This window comes from Allorhizobium ampelinum S4, assembly GCF_000016285.1.
Lineage (GTDB): Bacteria > Pseudomonadota > Alphaproteobacteria > Rhizobiales > Rhizobiaceae > Allorhizobium > Allorhizobium ampelinum.
The window spans coordinates 143,980-160,942 of sequence record NC_011989.1 but is presented as its reverse complement, the minus strand read 5'-3'; the positions used below and the strand labels follow the sequence as shown (position 1 = coordinate 160,942).

The 16,963-nt window shown below is 57.2% G+C and carries 10 protein-coding genes; 3 read left to right on the top strand and 7 right to left on the bottom strand.

Annotated elements, in window-relative coordinates:
* Nucleotide 1 precedes the first annotated feature (1 nt).
* From rbfA to rimP, 5 genes are all read right to left on the bottom strand, one after another.
* Nucleotides 2–415, bottom strand: coding sequence for a 30S ribosome-binding factor RbfA (rbfA, locus tag AVI_RS00735; protein WP_012654633.1), 414 nt, complete (start codon nucleotides 413–415; stop codon nucleotides 2–4).
* Nucleotides 416–579: 164 nt separating this feature from the next.
* Entirely contained in the window at nucleotides 580–3,360 is a 2,781-nt protein-coding gene (gene infB / locus AVI_RS00730; protein ID WP_012654632.1) for a translation initiation factor IF-2, read from the bottom strand.
* A gap of 103 nt (nucleotides 3,361–3,463) precedes the next feature.
* Nucleotides 3,464–4,159 (bottom strand): RNA-binding protein, encoded by a 696-nt coding sequence (locus tag AVI_RS00725; protein ID WP_012654631.1) that lies wholly within the window; start codon nucleotides 4,157–4,159, stop codon nucleotides 3,464–3,466.
* Nucleotides 4,159–5,775, bottom strand: coding sequence for a transcription termination factor NusA (gene nusA / locus AVI_RS00720; RefSeq protein WP_012654630.1), 1,617 nt, complete (start codon nucleotides 5,773–5,775; stop codon nucleotides 4,159–4,161). Before nusA ends, AVI_RS00725 begins: the two co-directional genes overlap by 1 nt.
* 58 nt (nucleotides 5,776–5,833) lie before the next feature.
* On the bottom strand, nucleotides 5,834–6,448 hold the full coding sequence (rimP, locus tag AVI_RS00715) for a ribosome maturation factor RimP (protein ID WP_012654629.1): 615 nt from the start codon (nucleotides 6,446–6,448) through the stop codon (nucleotides 5,834–5,836).
* 302 nt (nucleotides 6,449–6,750) lie between these two features.
* On the opposite strand from rimP, the gene AVI_RS00710 reads away from it, so the two are divergent.
* Nucleotides 6,751–8,379 (top strand): MFS transporter, encoded by a 1,629-nt coding sequence (locus AVI_RS00710; RefSeq protein ID WP_012654628.1) that lies wholly within the window; start codon nucleotides 6,751–6,753, stop codon nucleotides 8,377–8,379.
* Nucleotides 8,380–8,462: 83 nt separating this feature from the next.
* The gene (locus tag AVI_RS00705; protein WP_012654627.1) at nucleotides 8,463–10,964 is read left to right on the top strand and encodes a beta strand repeat-containing protein; all 2,502 of its coding nucleotides are present in this window, start codon (nucleotides 8,463–8,465) and stop codon (nucleotides 10,962–10,964) included.
* Nucleotides 10,965–11,035: 71 nt separating this feature from the next.
* Here the strand turns inward: AVI_RS00705 and AVI_RS00700 are convergent, their stop codons facing one another.
* On the bottom strand, nucleotides 11,036–12,085 hold the full coding sequence (locus AVI_RS00700) for a glycosyltransferase family 61 protein (RefSeq protein WP_012654626.1): 1,050 nt from the start codon (nucleotides 12,083–12,085) through the stop codon (nucleotides 11,036–11,038).
* A 317-nt stretch (nucleotides 12,086–12,402) separates the two neighbouring features.
* Here AVI_RS00700 and AVI_RS31360 point away from each other — a divergent pair, with 317 nt between their 5' ends.
* Nucleotides 12,403–16,575, top strand: a complete 4,173-nt coding sequence (locus AVI_RS31360; protein ID WP_012654625.1) for a beta strand repeat-containing protein — start codon at nucleotides 12,403–12,405, stop codon at nucleotides 16,573–16,575.
* 130 nt (nucleotides 16,576–16,705) lie between these two features.
* Here the strand turns inward: AVI_RS31360 and AVI_RS29410 are convergent, their stop codons facing one another.
* Nucleotides 16,706–16,888: a glycosyltransferase family 61 protein gene (locus tag AVI_RS29410; RefSeq protein WP_071204239.1), complete on the bottom strand. Its 183-nt coding sequence runs from the start codon at nucleotides 16,886–16,888 to the stop codon at nucleotides 16,706–16,708.
* Between the last annotated feature and the right edge of the window lie 75 nt (nucleotides 16,889–16,963).

Below are 16,963 nucleotides of genomic sequence, written 5' to 3'. Positions count from 1 at the left end.
CTTATTCGTCTTCTTGCTTGTCTTCGTCTGGCCCCAGATCGCGCGCCACTTCCGGCGAGCGCAGCAGCGCATCGATCTTCTGATAATTGTCGAAGCTGGTATCGTCGCGGAACCGCACTTCCGGCATATATTTCATCTGCCGTAGCTGGCCGCCGATCCGGCCGCGAATATACTTCGCGTGGCGGTTCAATGCAGCGATCACCGTGTCATGGTCGCTGACACCGAGCGGCGAGACATAGGCGGTAGCGACCTTCAAATCGGTCGACATCCGCACTTCGGAAATCGAAATGACGGTCTTCTCAATCAGGTCGTCACGCACTTCACCGCGTTGCAAGACCTGGGTAATGGCGGCGCGGACCTGTTCGCCAACGCGCAGCATGCGCTGCGATGGCGCGGAATTTGTTGGTTTGCTCATTATCGTTTCTCATTTGCCTTCAAACAGGCGGGTGGGGATCGAACCCTGGGACTGATGAACCTCATCTTCCTCAAGAAGATAGGGGCCTCAAACAGCTGTCGTTTTCACGTATGTGAACAGAAAGGCCGCTCCGAAAAGCGGCCTTTCTGGATGGTAACCGCTGATTACAGCGTACGGGTGATATGCTCGACGCGGAAGCACTCGATGGTGTCGCCAGCGCGGATGTCTTCGTAGTTTTCGAAGGCCATGCCACATTCCTGGCCCATCGGCACATCTGCCACTTCGTCCTTGAAGCGCTTGAGCGTCTTGAGCTTGCCTTCGTGAATGACGACGTTGTCGCGCACCAGACGCACACCTGCGCCACGCTCGACCTTGCCCTCGACAACACGGCAACCGGCAACCTTGCCCGTTTTCGTGATGTTGAACACTTCGAGGATCTCGGCATTTCCGAGGAAGGTTTCGCGGCGTTCCGGCGACAGCAGACCCGACATCGCTGCCTTCACGTCATCCACCAGATCGTAGATGATGTTGTAGTAGCGGATTTCGGTGCCGGTACGCTCAGACGCGGCCCGCGCCTGAACATTGGCACGAACGTTGAAGCCGATGATCGCAGCGTTGGATGCTTCGGCAAGCGAAATATCCGATTCCGTGATGGCACCGGCGCCCGAATGGACGATCCTGGCCCGCACTTCGTCGGTTCCCAGCTTGTCGAGCGCTGCGACGATCGCTTCGACAGAACCCTGAACGTCGGCCTTGATGACCAGCGGGAATTCCTTGAAGCCGGTATCCTGCAGCTTGCTCATCATCTGCTCGAGCGAACCGCGCTGACCGGACTGGCGGGCAGCGGCCTTGTCGCGGGCCAGACGCTGACGGTATTCCGAGATTTCACGGGCGCGGGCTTCGCTTTCAACCACGGCGAACTTGTCACCGGCGGCAGGCGTACCCGACAGGCCGAGAACCTCGACCGGCATGGCAGGTCCTGCTTCCTTGACGTGACCGCCCTTGTCGTTAACGAGGGCGCGCACGCGGCCCCACTGATCGCCAGCCACAATGATTTGCCCCGGACGCAGCGTACCCTTCTGCACCAGAACAGTGGCAACGGAGCCACGACCGCGGTCGAGCTGGGCTTCGATAACCAGACCTTCGGCAGTCCGGCTTGGATCGGCCTTCAGGTCGAGAATTTCGGCCTGAAGAAGCACAGCTTCCAGCAGCTTGTCGAGATTGAGCTTGTTCTTCGCCGACACTTCGACGTCGAGCACTTCACCGCCCATGGATTCGACGAACACCTCGTGCTGGAGCAATTGCTGGCGCACTTTTTCCGGGTTGGCCTCATGCTTGTCGATCTTGTTGATCGCCACGATGATCGGCACATTGGCCGCTTTGGCGTGGTGGATCGACTCGATCGTCTGCGGCATGACGCTGTCATCGGCGGCAACCACCAGAATGGCAATGTCGGTCGCCTGAGCGCCACGAGCACGCATGGCCGTAAAGGCGGCGTGGCCGGGGGTGTCGATGAAGGTGATCTTGTGGCCGTTCTGCTCCACCTGATAGGCGCCGATATGCTGGGTAATGCCACCGGCTTCACCCGAAACAACGCTGGTCTGGCGGATGGCGTCGAGCAACGAGGTCTTGCCGTGGTCGACGTGACCCATGATGGTGACGACCGGCGGACGCGACACCATTTCGCCTGCGTCGTCCTTGACGTCGAAAATGCCTTCTTCAACGTCGGATTCGGAAACGCGCTTGACGGTATGGCCGAATTCGGTGGCGATCAACTCGGCCAGATCGGCGTCGATGACGTCGCCCGGCTTCATCATCTGACCTTCCTTCATCAGGTACTTGATCACATCGACGGCCCGTTCGGACATGCGCTGCGACAATTCCTGAATGGTGATGGTTTCCGGCAGAACCACTTCGCGCATGACCTTTTCGCGCGGTTCCTGCATCTGGCTGCGGCGGAATTTCTCCTGGCGACGGCGCATGGCCGACAGCGAACGGCCACGCGCATTGCCGTCTTCATCGACAGCGGCGGTGGTGACGGTCAGCTTGCCACGGCGGCGCTCATCCTCGGTTTTGGGGCGCGCCGGAACCTTGGCGGGCTCAGGACGCACGACCTTGCCGCGCACCGGACCACCACGGGCGGGGCCGCGATTTTCATCGTCTTCACCTTCAGGCTTGCGACCGCGCACGAAGCTCGGAGCGGGTGCACCGGCAGCCGGCTTTGCACCAGCAGGCGATGGCGCACGGGGCGCTGGATCGGCGGCGCGTGGCGTTTCTGCCACCGGAGCGACGGGCTCTGCAACAGGCTCAGGGGCGTTTTTGGCTTCAAGCGCTCGGGCCTTGTCCTCTTCGGCCTGGCGAATGGCTTCCAAAGCGGCAAGACGCTGACGCTCGACCTCTTCAGCCTGACGGCGAACCTCTTCCTCGGCGCGACGCTTGGCGTCCTCGACTTCGCGGACCTGGGCCTCGGCCAGAGCGCGGCGGCGCGCATCCATTTCGCTGGCGGACAGATCGTGCAGTACCGCGCCACGCGGCCGGTCAGGCTGGCGGCTCGGCTGGCTCGACGCCTGCGGACGGTTCTGCTGGCCTGGATGGCGCTGCTGCGAGTATTGATTTGTCTGTTGAACGCGCTGCGCAGGAGCCGCTGGGCGCGGTGCCTGCGGTGCGGCGGCGACTGGCGCCGGAGCCTGCACTGGGGCTGGCGTCTGCACGGGGGCAGCAGCTGCCGTTGCCGGTGCATCGTCGCCAACGCGGCCCTGCGGCTGGCCTGCGCGTTCGTCTTCAGGACGGGTCGGGCGGCGCTTGCGCGTCTCGACCACAACGGCCTTCGTGCGACCGCGACCCATATCTTGGCGCACGGTACCCTGGTTCACTCCCGTCGGCTTGAGCGTGAGTGTCTTCTTGCCCGTAACGCTGAGTGTCTTGTCGTCTTTGCTGTCGGTCATTCCGTTCCCGTTCCTTCGAGCGAGGCCGGATGACTACCGCATCAGACCACGCCGTTCACATACTGTCCTACACCACGGAGGCCGGTTTTCACCGGTGACCGCGTCATTGTGGTTTACGGCCAGCGCTACTCGCCATCCGCGGCGAAAGGCCACGATAGGTTTCAAGCAGAGTTGCGCGCTTCACTACACCTTCACCCGCCTGTCCTGCAAGCGCGCAGGCATGGATAAAAGCGTTCTGGCCCATCAGTTCTTGCATTTCCGCCTCGGAAAAGAGCCGATAAGAGGGAATTTCCTCGTCCGTTTCCATTCCGAGATGCCAGGCCTTGCGGGCCTGGTCCAGTTTTCGAACGCCATCTGCGGCGGCATCGGTGGCGTGAAACACGCCGAGCGCGGCACCGCTGCGGATCGCGAGATCGACCTTGGCCGACCCGGTTACAAACTGGCCCGCCTTGCGCGCCAGGTTCATCATTCCCGCCAGCTGCTGGACAAGCAGCCTGTCCACACGCGCTCCCATTTCGGGATCGACGGTGACATCCATCTTCAAGGCACGGGCGAAAAGCTTTTTCGCCACAGCCTTGTCCACGGCCTCGCGGGAAACAGACACCCAGCAGCCACGGCCAGGCAATTCCCGTTTCAGATCCGGCACGAGCGTCCCATCAGGGCCTGCCACGAACCGGATCAGTGTATCTGGCGTTCCCGGCTGGCGGGTGACGATGCACGTCCGGTCGTTCTGACCGTCCTTTACCGCCTTCACCGGCTTTGCCGGACGCCCGTCCTCCAAAGATGGATCGGAGGCCATCACGAGCCCTGCTCAGCCTCTTGCGCCTCATCCTCGACGACTTCTGCCTCAGCCTCGGCGGCAATATCCGCTTCGGTGATCCAGCCAGCCGCCAGGCGAGCCTGAACGATCATCTGTTCCGCTTCGGTGCGAGAAATGTCGATTTTCGAGAACAGGCCCTCGAATTTCTTGGTCTCGCCATCCTTACGCTCACTCCAGCCGATCAGGTCGTCAGCAGCGCAGCCGGCGAAATCCTCGACCGTCTTGATGCCGTCTCCCCCGAGCGCAACCAACATTTGCGTTGTCATGCCATCAATGCTGCGCAGCTCGTCGGACACGCCGAGCGCCTTGCGCTTGGCATCAAGTTCGGCTTCCAGCTTTTCGAGATATTCGCGGGCGCGGGTCTGGATTTCTTCTGCGGTATCGCCGTCAAAACCATCGATGGAAGCGATTTCCTCCAGATCGACATAGGCAAGCTCTTCAACCTGGGCAAAGCCTTCCGACGCCAGAACCTGGCCAACCATTTCATCGACGTCGAGCGCATCCATGAACAGGTTGGTGCGCTCGTTGAATTCCTTCTGGCGGCGCTCGGATTCTTCCGCTTCCGTCATGATGTCGATATCCCAGCCGGTCAGCTGCGACGCCAGGCGGACATTCTGGCCGCGACGGCCGATGGCCAGCGACAGCTGCTCATCGGGAACAACCACTTCGATGCGCTCGGCATCTTCGTCCAGCACCACTTTGGCAACTTCTGCCGGTTGAAGCGCGTTGACGATGAAGGATGCCGGGTCTGCCGACCACGGAATGATATCGATCTTTTCGCCCTGCAATTCACCAACCACGGCCTGAACACGCGAACCGCGCATACCGACGCAAGCACCGACCGGATCGATCGAGCTGTCGTTGGAAATCACTGCGATCTTGGCGCGAGAACCCGGGTCACGGGCCACCGACTTGATCTGGATGACGCCGTCGTAAATTTCCGGCACTTCCATGGTGAACAGTTTCACCATGAACTGCGGATGGGTGCGCGACAGGAAAATCTGCGGGCCACGCTGTTCGCGGCGCACGTCATAGACATAGGCGCGAACGCGGTCACCATAACGCATGGTTTCGCGCGGGATCATTTCATCGCGGCGGATAATGCCTTCGCCACGACCGAGATCGACGATGACATTGCCATATTCGACGCGCTTGACCGTGCCGTTGATGATTTCGCCGACGCGATCCTTGAACTCATCGAACTGCCGATCACGCTCGGCTTCGCGCACTTTCTGCACGATAACCTGCTTGGCGGACTGGGCGGCGATCCGACCGAAATCCATCGGCGGCAGCGGATCGGCAATGTAATCACCGAGCTTGGCGTCAACATTGCGGTCGCGCGCCAGTTCGAGTGCGATCTGGGTGCCGTAATCCTCGACGGTTTCGACCACTTCGAGCAGGCGCTGCAGACGAATCTCGCCGGTCTTGGAGTTGATGTCGGCGCGAATATTGGTCTCGGAACCGTAACGCGAACGCGCGGCCTTCTGGATGGCGTCAGCCATCGCAGCAAGCACGATTTCGCGGTCGATGACTTTTTCGCGTGCGACCGCATCCGCGATCTGCAACAGCTCGAGCCGATTAGCACTGACTGCCATTGTTTAAAGTCTCCGTCTTCCTGCCTGGGGCATGCTCGCCTGCCAGGCGCGTTATCGGTTATTGGTCTTCGCCGGTTTCGTCGTTCTGGTTTGCAGCTTCAGCCGCTGCCTTTGCCTGCTTGTCGGCGCGCAGCGCATCGCGGACCAGATCATCCGTCAGGATCAGCTTGGCCTCGGCCAATGCCGTAAACGGGATGGTGAGCCGCGGCTCTTCCCCGTAAGCAACCTGATCGCGCTCCAGAATGAAACCGTCAGGGGTGACATCGGCAATCTTGCCACGAAAACGCTTGCGATTGTCGATCAGAATGGACGTTTCGCATTTCAGCAGGTTGCCCTGCCAACGCGTGAAATCGGATGCGCGCACCATCGGACGGTCGATACCGGGCGACGAGACTTCCAGATGATACTCCTTATCGACCGGATCTTCCACATCCAGAACCGGAGAAATCGCCATGGACAGTTCTTCGCAATCCTCGACGGTCATCGTACCGTCCTTGCGCTCAGCCATGATTTGCAGCGTCATGCCGTTCTGGTTGAGGATCCGCACGCGAACGAGCTCGAAACCAAGTTCGACAATAACAGGCTCGATAATATCGGCGATGCGCCGGTCGAGGCCGGTTTCGGTAATCAGACGTGGCTCGGGCGCCTCATCGGCTGGCACGTGTTCGGACAAACCTGTCCTCCTCGGTATGGAGCTTCATGGTCCATCGCCAACAAAAAAGAGCGGGTCCTTGCGGGCCCACTCTTCATCTGGCGATCAAGAATTTGAATGCCGTATACGCCCTTAGCGCCAACAATGCAAGCATTTCAGAAAAGACGATCCAATCGCCTTTAAACGCAGATGTGAGCTGATTTTGCCCAAATAAGGACTGTTTTCTTGGTTTCAAGAGACTAGGTTGTGCAACAAGCGAGTCGCCTCTCGGTCGGCTGCCCTTCATCGCCCATCCCAGCCTGCAACCGATCGAGCGGAAAACCGTGCCGGACAGAAAATCATCATTGGCGCCTTTCAAGAACCAGATCTTTCTGACGATCTGGCTGGCCAGCATCACCTCCAACTTCGGCGGCCTGATCCAGGATGTCGGTGCCGCCTGGATGATGACATCAATCTCCTCTTCGGAAAGCATGGTGGCGCTGGTTCAGGCCTCCAATACCGCGCCGATCATGCTGTTTTCGCTGGTGGCCGGGGCGCTGGCCGATGGGTTCGACCGCCGCCGGGTCATGCTGTTTGCGCAGGTCTTTCTGTTGACCGTCTCGGCGCTTCTGTCGCTCTTTACGTGGTTTGGCCTCTTGACCCCATGGTCGCTTCTGGCCTTCACCTTTCTGATCGGCTGCGGAACGGCCTTGAACAGCCCGGCCTGGCAAGCCTCGGTCGGCGATATCGTCGGGCGCGAAGACCTACCATCCGCCGTCTCGCTCAACAGCATGGGCTTCAACATCACCCGCAGCGTCGGCCCAGCCATTGGCGGCCTGATCGTTGCCGTTGCAGGTGCTGCCACAGCCTTTGCCATCAACGCTGTCAGCTACCTGGCGATGATCTATGCCTTGTTTCGCTGGAAGCCTGTCTATCCGAAAAACACCCTGCCCCGCGAAAATCTCGGCCACGCCATCGCCGCTGGCCTGCGCTACATGGCCATGTCGCCCAACTTGATGAAAGTGCTGTTTCGCGGCTTTTTCTTCGGCTTTTGCGCAACTGCGATCCTGTCGCTATTGCCGCTGGTGGTGAAGGACAATCTCGGCGGCGGTCCACTCGCCTATGGCGGATTGCTCGGCGCTTTCGGGATTGGCGCCATCGCAGGCGCGATTTCCAATGCACGTATTCGTGAAAAGCTGAGCAGCGAGCAGATCGTCAGCTGTTCCTTCGCCGGCTTCGCGCTGGCCTCCGTTCTGACTGGCATCAGCCATCATTTCTGGCTGACAGCCCCTGCCCTGGTGCTGGCCGGAGCCTGTTGGGTGCTGTCCCTGTCGCTGTTCAACACGGTGGTGCAGCTTTCGACCCCGCGTTGGGTAGTGGGCCGGGCATTGTCGCTCTACCAGACCGCCACCTTCGGCGGTATGGCGGGCGGTGCCTGGATCTGGGGCCTGCTGGCCGAATCCGGCAGCGCAGGTCATGCCCTGGTGATGGCGGCCGGGCTGATGGCTCTCGGTGTCGGCATTGGTCTCGCCTTGCCGATGCCTGCCTTTGCGACGCTGGATCTCAACCCGCTCAACCGTTTCAACGAGCCGCCCCTGCGGCTGGATATCCGCCCACGCAGCGGCCCAATCGTTATCCAGATCGATTTCGAGATCGACGACAAGGACGTGCCGGAATTCCTGGAGGTTATGGTTGAGCGCAGGCGCATCCGCCTGCGAGATGGTGCGCAGAACTGGGCGCTGATGCGCGACCTGGAAAATCCGGATATCTGGACGGAAACCTATCACACCCCGACCTGGGTCGATTACGTGCGCCACAACCATCGCCGCACCAAGGCCGATGCCGAAATCACCGACCGGCTGGGAGACCTGCACAAAGGCTCAAAACCACCGCATGTCCACCGGATGATCGAACGCCAAACCATTCCGCCTGCCGACGACATATTTCACAAACCGCATATCGATCATCATTGAATTATTTTTAGTATGTAATTTTCACACTACACAACCGAATTTAAACATGCAAACTATTCCTGTTTCAATCAGGGGTGGTTAAAATGGTATATATTTTGGGTGGAAGTGGCAACGATACAATCACAGGCACGTCTGACTATGACAACCTCAGCGGAGGCCTGGGCGATGACACCATCAATGGCGGCGCAGGCAACGATGTGCTCTCAGGGAATGGGGGAAATGATGCAATTTCGGGAGAAGACGGCTCCGATTCCATTCGGGGAGGCTCAGGCAACGACAGCCTCTCCGGCGGCGATGGAGTTGATACTCTTTATGGCGAAGCCGGTAATGACAGCCTTTCCGGCGATGCCGGTAACGATGTTCTGAATGGGGGAGCCGGGGCCGATATTCTTAACGGCGGCGATGGCACGGATACTGTCAACTATACGTCAAGCGATGCGATCAATATAAACCTCGCAACGGGAGTGGCGAGTGGAGGCGATGCGCAAGGCGATACCTTTGTCAGCATTGAGGTCATCAGTGCATCGAGCCAAGACGATGTTCTTGTCGGCGACGATAATGACAATATCTTCAAGGGCGGCGATGGCAGTGATACCATTCATGGTGGTGACGGCGATGACACGTTAGCGGGCGGCTTCGATGCGGATGTGATCAATGGCGGGAACGGCTCCGACACAGCAAGTTTTGTCGACAACATGGCTGTGGTGGTCAACCTCAAAACCGGCGAGATGAGCGGCGATGCCCAAGGTGATGTCCTGATCGACATCGAAAACCTCATGGGCTCCTACTATGACGACACCCTTACCGGTGACGACGGCAATAACGTTATCGATGGATATTACGGTTGGGACCTTTTGGATGGCGGTTTGGGCGCCGACACCCTCAAGGGCGGGGCGGATGGTGGAGCGGCAGTCTACACCTATTCGAACGAAGCCGTGCAGATCAACATCGACACCGGTATTAACACCGGCGGTTATGCAGAAGGCGATGTTTTCGAGAAAATACTTCAGGTCTATGGCTCTGATTTCAATGACACATTCACCGCCTCGAAAGATGCCCGATTTGCAGGCGGCCTGGGTGATGATCACTACATTGTCAACAGCTCCTCCGTTTATCTGATCGAACAGGAGGGCGAGGGCATCGACACCGTGACGACCGGGTTAAACAGCTATTCTCTGACCAGGAATTTTGAAAACCTCACTTACACCGGTACGGCCAATTTCACTGGATCTGGAACGGTGGCCGATAACGTGATGATCAGCGGGGCCGGTGCGGATTACCTGTTTGGAAACAACGGTAATGATACGCTGATCGGTGGTGCCGGCGCAGACAAGTTAAGCGGTGGCGGTGGCAATGATACCTCCAGCTATCGTGACTCGACGTCAGCGGTTACTGTCAATCTGGCTACGGGTCTTGCGCAAGGTGGATTTGCACAAGGAGATACGTTTATCTCTATAGAAAGCCTGGAAGGCTCTGCATATAATGATACGCTGACCGGCAACAGAGAAAGCAATACACTGCGCGGCGGCGATGGCGGCGATGTATTGGACGGCGCGGCGGGCAGCGATACGGCGAGTTACCTGGATTCGACCAGTGCGGTCACAGTTAACCTCCAAACCCGCACGCTATCCGGTGGATATGCGAATGGAGATACCATCATCTCTATCGAAAATCTGGAAGGCTCAACCTATGCTGACAGCCTGACGGGAGACGATCAGGCCAACGTTTTGACCGGTCGAACGGGAGCGGACATCCTGGATGGCGGAGCCGGTTCCGATACGGCAAACTACAGCGACTCCACCGAAGGTGTAATCATCAATCTCGTAACTGGTCAAACAGCCGGTGGCTCGGCAGAGGGCGACGTCCTCGTCTCGATAGAAAACGTCACGGGTTCCGGCGAAGCCGATTACCTGACGGGCAATGATGGTAGCAATGTGCTTTCAGGTGGAGAAGGCGATGACCATCTGATCGGTGGCGGCGGCGACGATCTGCTGAACGCAGGCAGCGGCGCGAACATTCTGGATGGCGGCGACGGCAGCGATACCGCAAGTTACGCCGACTCTTCCGTTGGTATCAGCGCAAGCCTCTCCGGAGACGCAGGCGTCGGCGGTTCGGCAGAAGGTGATGTGCTGATCTCCATAGAAGCGTTGGAAGGTTCCTTTTACGCCGACACTCTTTCGGGAAGCGGATATGCGGACGTTCTTAAGGGTGGCGAGGACGCTGATACGCTCTTTGGTCTTGAAGGTGACGATTCGCTTCATGGCGATGGCGGTGATGACGTCCTTTATGCGGACGCTGGCGATGACACGCTTGCCGGTGGTGAAGGCGACGATGCCCTCTACGGCGGTGAAGGTAGCGATGTGTTCGTGTACAGCTCAAACTATGGCAATGATGTGATTTTCGACTTTGACTCGTCGGCGGACACGATCGATCTGACCGACATGGGCTTTGCCACCGTCAGCGATGCCGCCGCCTATGCAACCGAGATCGAGGACGGCGTGCTGTTCACCTTCAGTAACGTGGATACGCTGACAGTGCATGGCTTGAACTATGCAAGCCTGACATACAGCGATACATTGATGTAAAAATCGACGTGTGGCCGGGGTGCTTTCGCCCCGGCCACCTGCTCCTGCGTCAATTTGATTTCATTGGCCGATCATTCAATCAAGACTTTTTCCAGCAGAGCAAGATCGACGATCTGCCACATGTCGTTTCTGGTCTTGATCTCTTTCAGCGTCCCATCCGCGTCCTGCCCGGGCCTATCAGGATTGATGATTGCCGTATAATCCAGCCCTTTCGCCTGACAAACTCTTGCATAGCAGGCATTGATGCAACTCGCCTGGAACAGTTCAATAACCCTGGTTTTGATACCCGGTTGGCAATAGACAAGATTTGCCAGGCCCGCGCCATGCGGGGCAACAATGACCTCGGCATCGCGGAAAGCCACGACCTGTTCCTTTACGGAAAGCTCACCAGGTGTGATGATTTCAAATCCACGGCTTTCAAGCAACGTGCAGACGGCCTTCTCATTGACAACCCGACGCACATCGCCCGCATCCAGGCGCGAAACATAGATCTTGCGGCTGAACCGGCGCTCAATCGTGACACGTGCCGCAAGGGCCTCGAATTCAGCCATAACGGCTGGATGGGGGAGGTGGGCAAAGCCGCCGCCGGTCAGATTGCTGGTGATGCAGTCGTCTACATGCAGAAAATGGTGATAGTCCATCTCAAGCAATTGCCCATTAAATCCGGTGAGCGAAAGGGCTTCATTCCTCCACCCATTCAGACGCGGCATTGCCAATAAAATATTACCGTCATCGCGATGTTTTTTATAAATCAACAGACAGCCGATAGCCTGTAACGTCCAATGATAATAGTTTTTGTACCAACCATTACCAATGATAAGTGGCGATATATCAGATATGCGTGATATATTTGCATTCTTAGGAATCAATTCATCAAATATAGGTGGATATACGGCATACAATGTGTCTTCGATTTCACCGAAATTTTCCGACTTTATCGCAGCACACCAGCCCAGAATGAAGGATCTCCCAAGTCTGCGAAATGTGATTTCCGGGCTATTGTAGCCAAGTGGAATTTGCAGACGAAATGCATCAAGAACTTTGCCAACCGTAGCACCGGCGGCAACTTGAATTACAGGTATCCAGGAACGCACTTCAGCGGACGCGACATTCAGCGTCATATTTACATCCTTTTATTTTCAAAAAATCTCGGAAAATTTGAATGCGCGCCAACCGAGCATATTCCTACCCCGATGGGGAGTGATAGGGCTTATAGGCCATGAAATAAAGGGGCGCTTGGCCAGGTTTTCATGATTGCGCAGCTAGGCCGCTCGACATTACTCTCGCATTTTTGCGCCAAACTATTGCATGTACGATACTACAAGCGTTGCCTTCATCTTTTGATTGTATTTTCCTAAATTAGACAATCAAATTCCCTCTATGCGATTATATTTTGATATGCCAACTATATCCTGGGACGCAATCAGGGGTAGATTATATGACGACTTTAACGGGCGATTCTGGAAACAACACTTTAGCAGGAACATCTTCAGACGATACAATTTCAGGTCTGGCCGGCGACGATATATTAAACGGTGGCGACGGGAATGATACGCTGAAAGGTGGGGCAGGCGCCGACGCTCTCAACGGTGGATCGGGCTCCGACACGGCCAGCTATGCCGGAAGTGTGGCGGTCAATGTCAACCTCAAAACCGGCATAACATCCGGTGGAGACGCCGTTGGGGATACGTTCGACAGTATCGAGAACCTGACAGGATCGAGCAATGCCGATATATTGACGGGCGACGATGGTGACAACGTTATCCATGGCGGCGGCGGCGATGATACGCTGGACGGAGGCAAAGGGGCCGATACTCTAATCGGAGGCACGGAAGCAGACACGGCAAGCTATGCCAATTCCGATGCAGCCGTACAAGTCAATCTCGTCACGGGCGTCAACGCCGGGGGCGATGCTGAGGGCGATATACTCGACAACATACGAAAAATCGCTGGGTCAGACTTCGACGACACATTCACTGGATCAAGCTCCATCACCTTCGCAGGTGGAAAAGGAGATGACACCTATTACGTTGGCAGCACCAGCGTCACCATTTCCGAAGCAAAAGGCGCAGGCGACAACGACACGGTCCAGAGTTCCGTAAATTACACTCTTTCGGGCTATGTCGAAATACTGAAATACACAGGAACCGGCGACTTTACTGGCACCGGCAGCGCGCAAGACAACATCATTGTTGGTGGCTCTGGCAATGATACCCTCATTGGCAAGGCTGGGGCAGATACTCTCATCGGAGGCGACGGCTCCGACACGGCAAGCTATGCCGGAAGTGTGGCGGTCAATGTCAACCTCAAAACCGGCATAACATCCGGTGGAGACGCCGTTGGGGATACGTTCGACAGTATCGAGAACCTGACAGGATCGAGCAATGCCGATATATTGACGGGCGACGATGGTGACAACGTTATCCATGGCGGCGGCGGCGATGATACGCTGGACGGAGGCAAAGGGGCCGATACTCTAATCGGAGGCACGGAAGCAGACACGGCAAGCTATGCCAATTCCGATGCAGCCGTACAAGTCAATCTCGTCACGGGCGTCAACGCCGGGGGCGATGCTGAGGGCGATATACTCGACAACATACGAAAAATCGCTGGGTCAGACTTCGACGACACATTCACTGGATCAAGCTCCATCACCTTCGCAGGTGGAAAAGGAGATGACACCTATTACGTTGGCAGCACCAGCGTCACCATTTCCGAAGCAAAAGGCGCAGGCGACAACGACACGGTCCAGAGTTCCGTAAATTACACTCTTTCGGACTATGTCGAAATACTGAAATACACAGGAACCGGCGACTTTACTGGCACCGGCAGCGCGCAAGACAACATCATTGTTGGCGGCTCTGGCAATGATACCCTCATTGGCAAGGCTGGGGCAGATACTCTCATCGGAGGCGACGGCTCCGACACGGCAAGCTATGGTGGAAATGCAGCAGTAAATGTCAACCTCAAGACCAATGTTGCGACCGGCGGTGAAGCGGCGGGAGACAAATTCTATAGCATTGAAAACCTCACTGGCTCCAGCAATGCCGACACTCTCGCCGGAAATAGCCTTGCCAACGTCCTCAATGGGGCGACTGGTTCTGACACAGCAAGCTATGTCTCGTCGGACGCAGCCGTACAAATCAATCTCATCACGGGCGTCTACACCGGTGGCGACGCGGCGGGCGATACGCTGATCTCAATCGAAAAAATCGCTGGGTCAGACTTCGACGACACATTCACTGGATCAAGCTCCATCACCTTCGCAGGTGGAAAAGGAGATGACACCTATTACGTTGGCAGCACCAGCGTCACCATTACTGAAGTAGCAAATGAGGGCAGCGATACTGTCCGTGCATCAATGGATTACACACTCTCGAACAATTTAGAGAATCTCGTATACACAGGCTCCAATGATTTCATCGGTACCGGTAACGCGCTAAACAACACCATCACCGGCGGCTCCGGCAACGACACGCTGATCGGCAAAGCAGGCGCCGACGTTCTGATTGGCGGGTCGGGTTCCGACACAGCAAGCTATGCTGGAAGTGCGGCGGTCAATGTCAACCTCAAGACCAACTTGGCGACCGGCGGCGAAGCGGAAGGCGATACATTCTCCAGCGTCGAGAACCTGACGGGATCGAGCAATGCCGACACGCTGACGGGCAATGACAGCAACAACCTTCTCAACGGTGGTGGTGGCAATGACACCTTGGCAGGCGGCAAAGGAGCCGATACGCTGAACGGTGGCAACGGCTCCGACACGGCAAACTACGCCGATTCCTTTGCAGCCATCCAGATCAATCTCGTGACTGGTACGCATACGGGCGGTGATGCCGCAGATGACACACTGAGCAGCATCGAAGGCGTGATCGGTTCTCAATATGATGATCGGTTCACGTCGGCATCAACAGGAACGCTTTCAGGCGGGGGTGGCAATGACACTTATGTGGTTAGTCAGATTGCCACAACGACGGTTCTGGTCGAAGAGGCCAGCGCTGGCACGGACACGGTTGAAACAACCTTGACCAGCTACACGCTGAAGACCAATTTCGAAAACCTCACCCACACCGACTCGACCAATTTTCTCGGTTACGGCAATAGCGCCGACAACGTCATTGTCAGTCAGGGCGGCGTCGATAAGCTCTATGGCTATGCCGGCAACGATACGATCCGTGGCGGCAGCGGTGGCGATACCATTGACGGTGGCGACGGAAGCGATACCGCAAGCTACAGCGATTCCATCGCAGCGGTGACCATTAATCTTCTCAGTAAAACTGTCTCCGGCGGTTACGCAACAGGCGATGTATTCACCAGCATCGAAAACGTTGAAGGATCGGCCTATGCCGATACGCTGACGGGAGACACCGGGGCCAACGTGCTATCGGGCGGCGCGGGCGATGACATACTGGTGGGCGGCGCGGGTGCTGACACGCTCAATGGCGGCGCTGGCCAAGACAAGATCACCTATGAAGCCTCGTCTGCGGCGGTCAAGGTTGATCTCAGCACTGGGACAGCAACAGGTGGCGATGCGCAAGGTGATAAACTCAGCAGCATCGAACGTGTCATCGGCTCCAGTTTCAACGACACGCTGATTGGAAGCAGCGTAGCGGAAATGTTAACGGGCGGCGCTGGCGATGATATTCTGATCGGCGGCGGTGGCAATGACGTCCTGAACGGTGGAGGGGGCGCCGATGTCCTTGATGGCGGTGCGGGAAATTACGATACGCTCAACTACTCTGCCGCCACATCGGCGGTAGCGCTGGATCTGACGACAGGAACCGGCTCCGGCTACGCGGCGGGCGATACATTTACCGGGATCGAGGCCTTCACCGGCAGCATTTACGGTGACACCTATACCGGCAGCACCTACGCTGCCGAATATAATGTCGGTGCAGGCAATGACACTGTGTTGGCGGGCTCCGGCGCCGAGAAAATCAATGGTGGCGCGGGGACGGATACGGCAAGCTATGCGCTTTCCACAGCAGGCGTGTCCGTCAACCTGGTGACGAATGTCGGCAGCGGAGGTTACGCCGAGGGCGACCAGTATAGCAGCATTGAGGTCGTTGTCGGGTCAGACTATAGCGACACGTTCACCTCAAGCACCGACAAGACCCTGCTGGGCGGCCTTGGTGATGACACCTATGACATCGGCAGTTCGGCAAGCGCTATTACGGAAAATGCCGATGCCGGGACTGATCTCGTCAAGACCAGCAGTGCCAGCTATACGCTGGGCGACAATCTCGAAAACCTCACCTATACCGGCACGGCCAACTTCACCGGCTCCGGCAACAGCGCCGACAATGTGTTGACCGGCGGTGCTGGCGATGACGTGCTGGATGGCAGCACCGGCAATGACGCCCTCTACGGTGGTGAAGGCAGCGATGTGTTCGTGTTCAACGCCAGCTATGGCAATGATGTCGTTTTCGACTTCCAGGCCTCGTCGGACACGATCGATCTGACCGGCATGGGATTTGCCACCGTCAGCGACGCCGCCGCCTATGCCAGCGAGATTGAGGACGGCGTGCTGTTCAACTTCGGCAACGGCGATACGCTGACGGTGCATGGCCTGAGCTATGCAAGCCTGACATCCAGCGACACATTGATGTAAAAATCGACTTGTAGCCGGGATGCTTTCATCCCGGCTACAAGCTCCTGCGTCAATTTGATTTCATTGGCCGATCATTCAATCAAGACTTTTTCCAGCAGGGCAAGATCAACGATCTGCCACATGTCGTTTCTCATCTGATCTCTTTCAGCGTCCCATCCGCGTCCTGCCCGGGCCTGTCAGGATTGATGATTGCCGTATAATCCAGCCCTTTCGCCTGACAAACTCTTGCATAGCAGGCATTGATGCAACTCGCCTGCAACAGTTCGATAACCCTGGTTTTGACGCCCGGCTGGCAATAGACAAGATTTGCCAAGCCGGTGCCATGCGAGGCGACAACCTAGGATTTTACTTTACTAAATTAGACGAAAAAATTCCCTCTATGCGATTA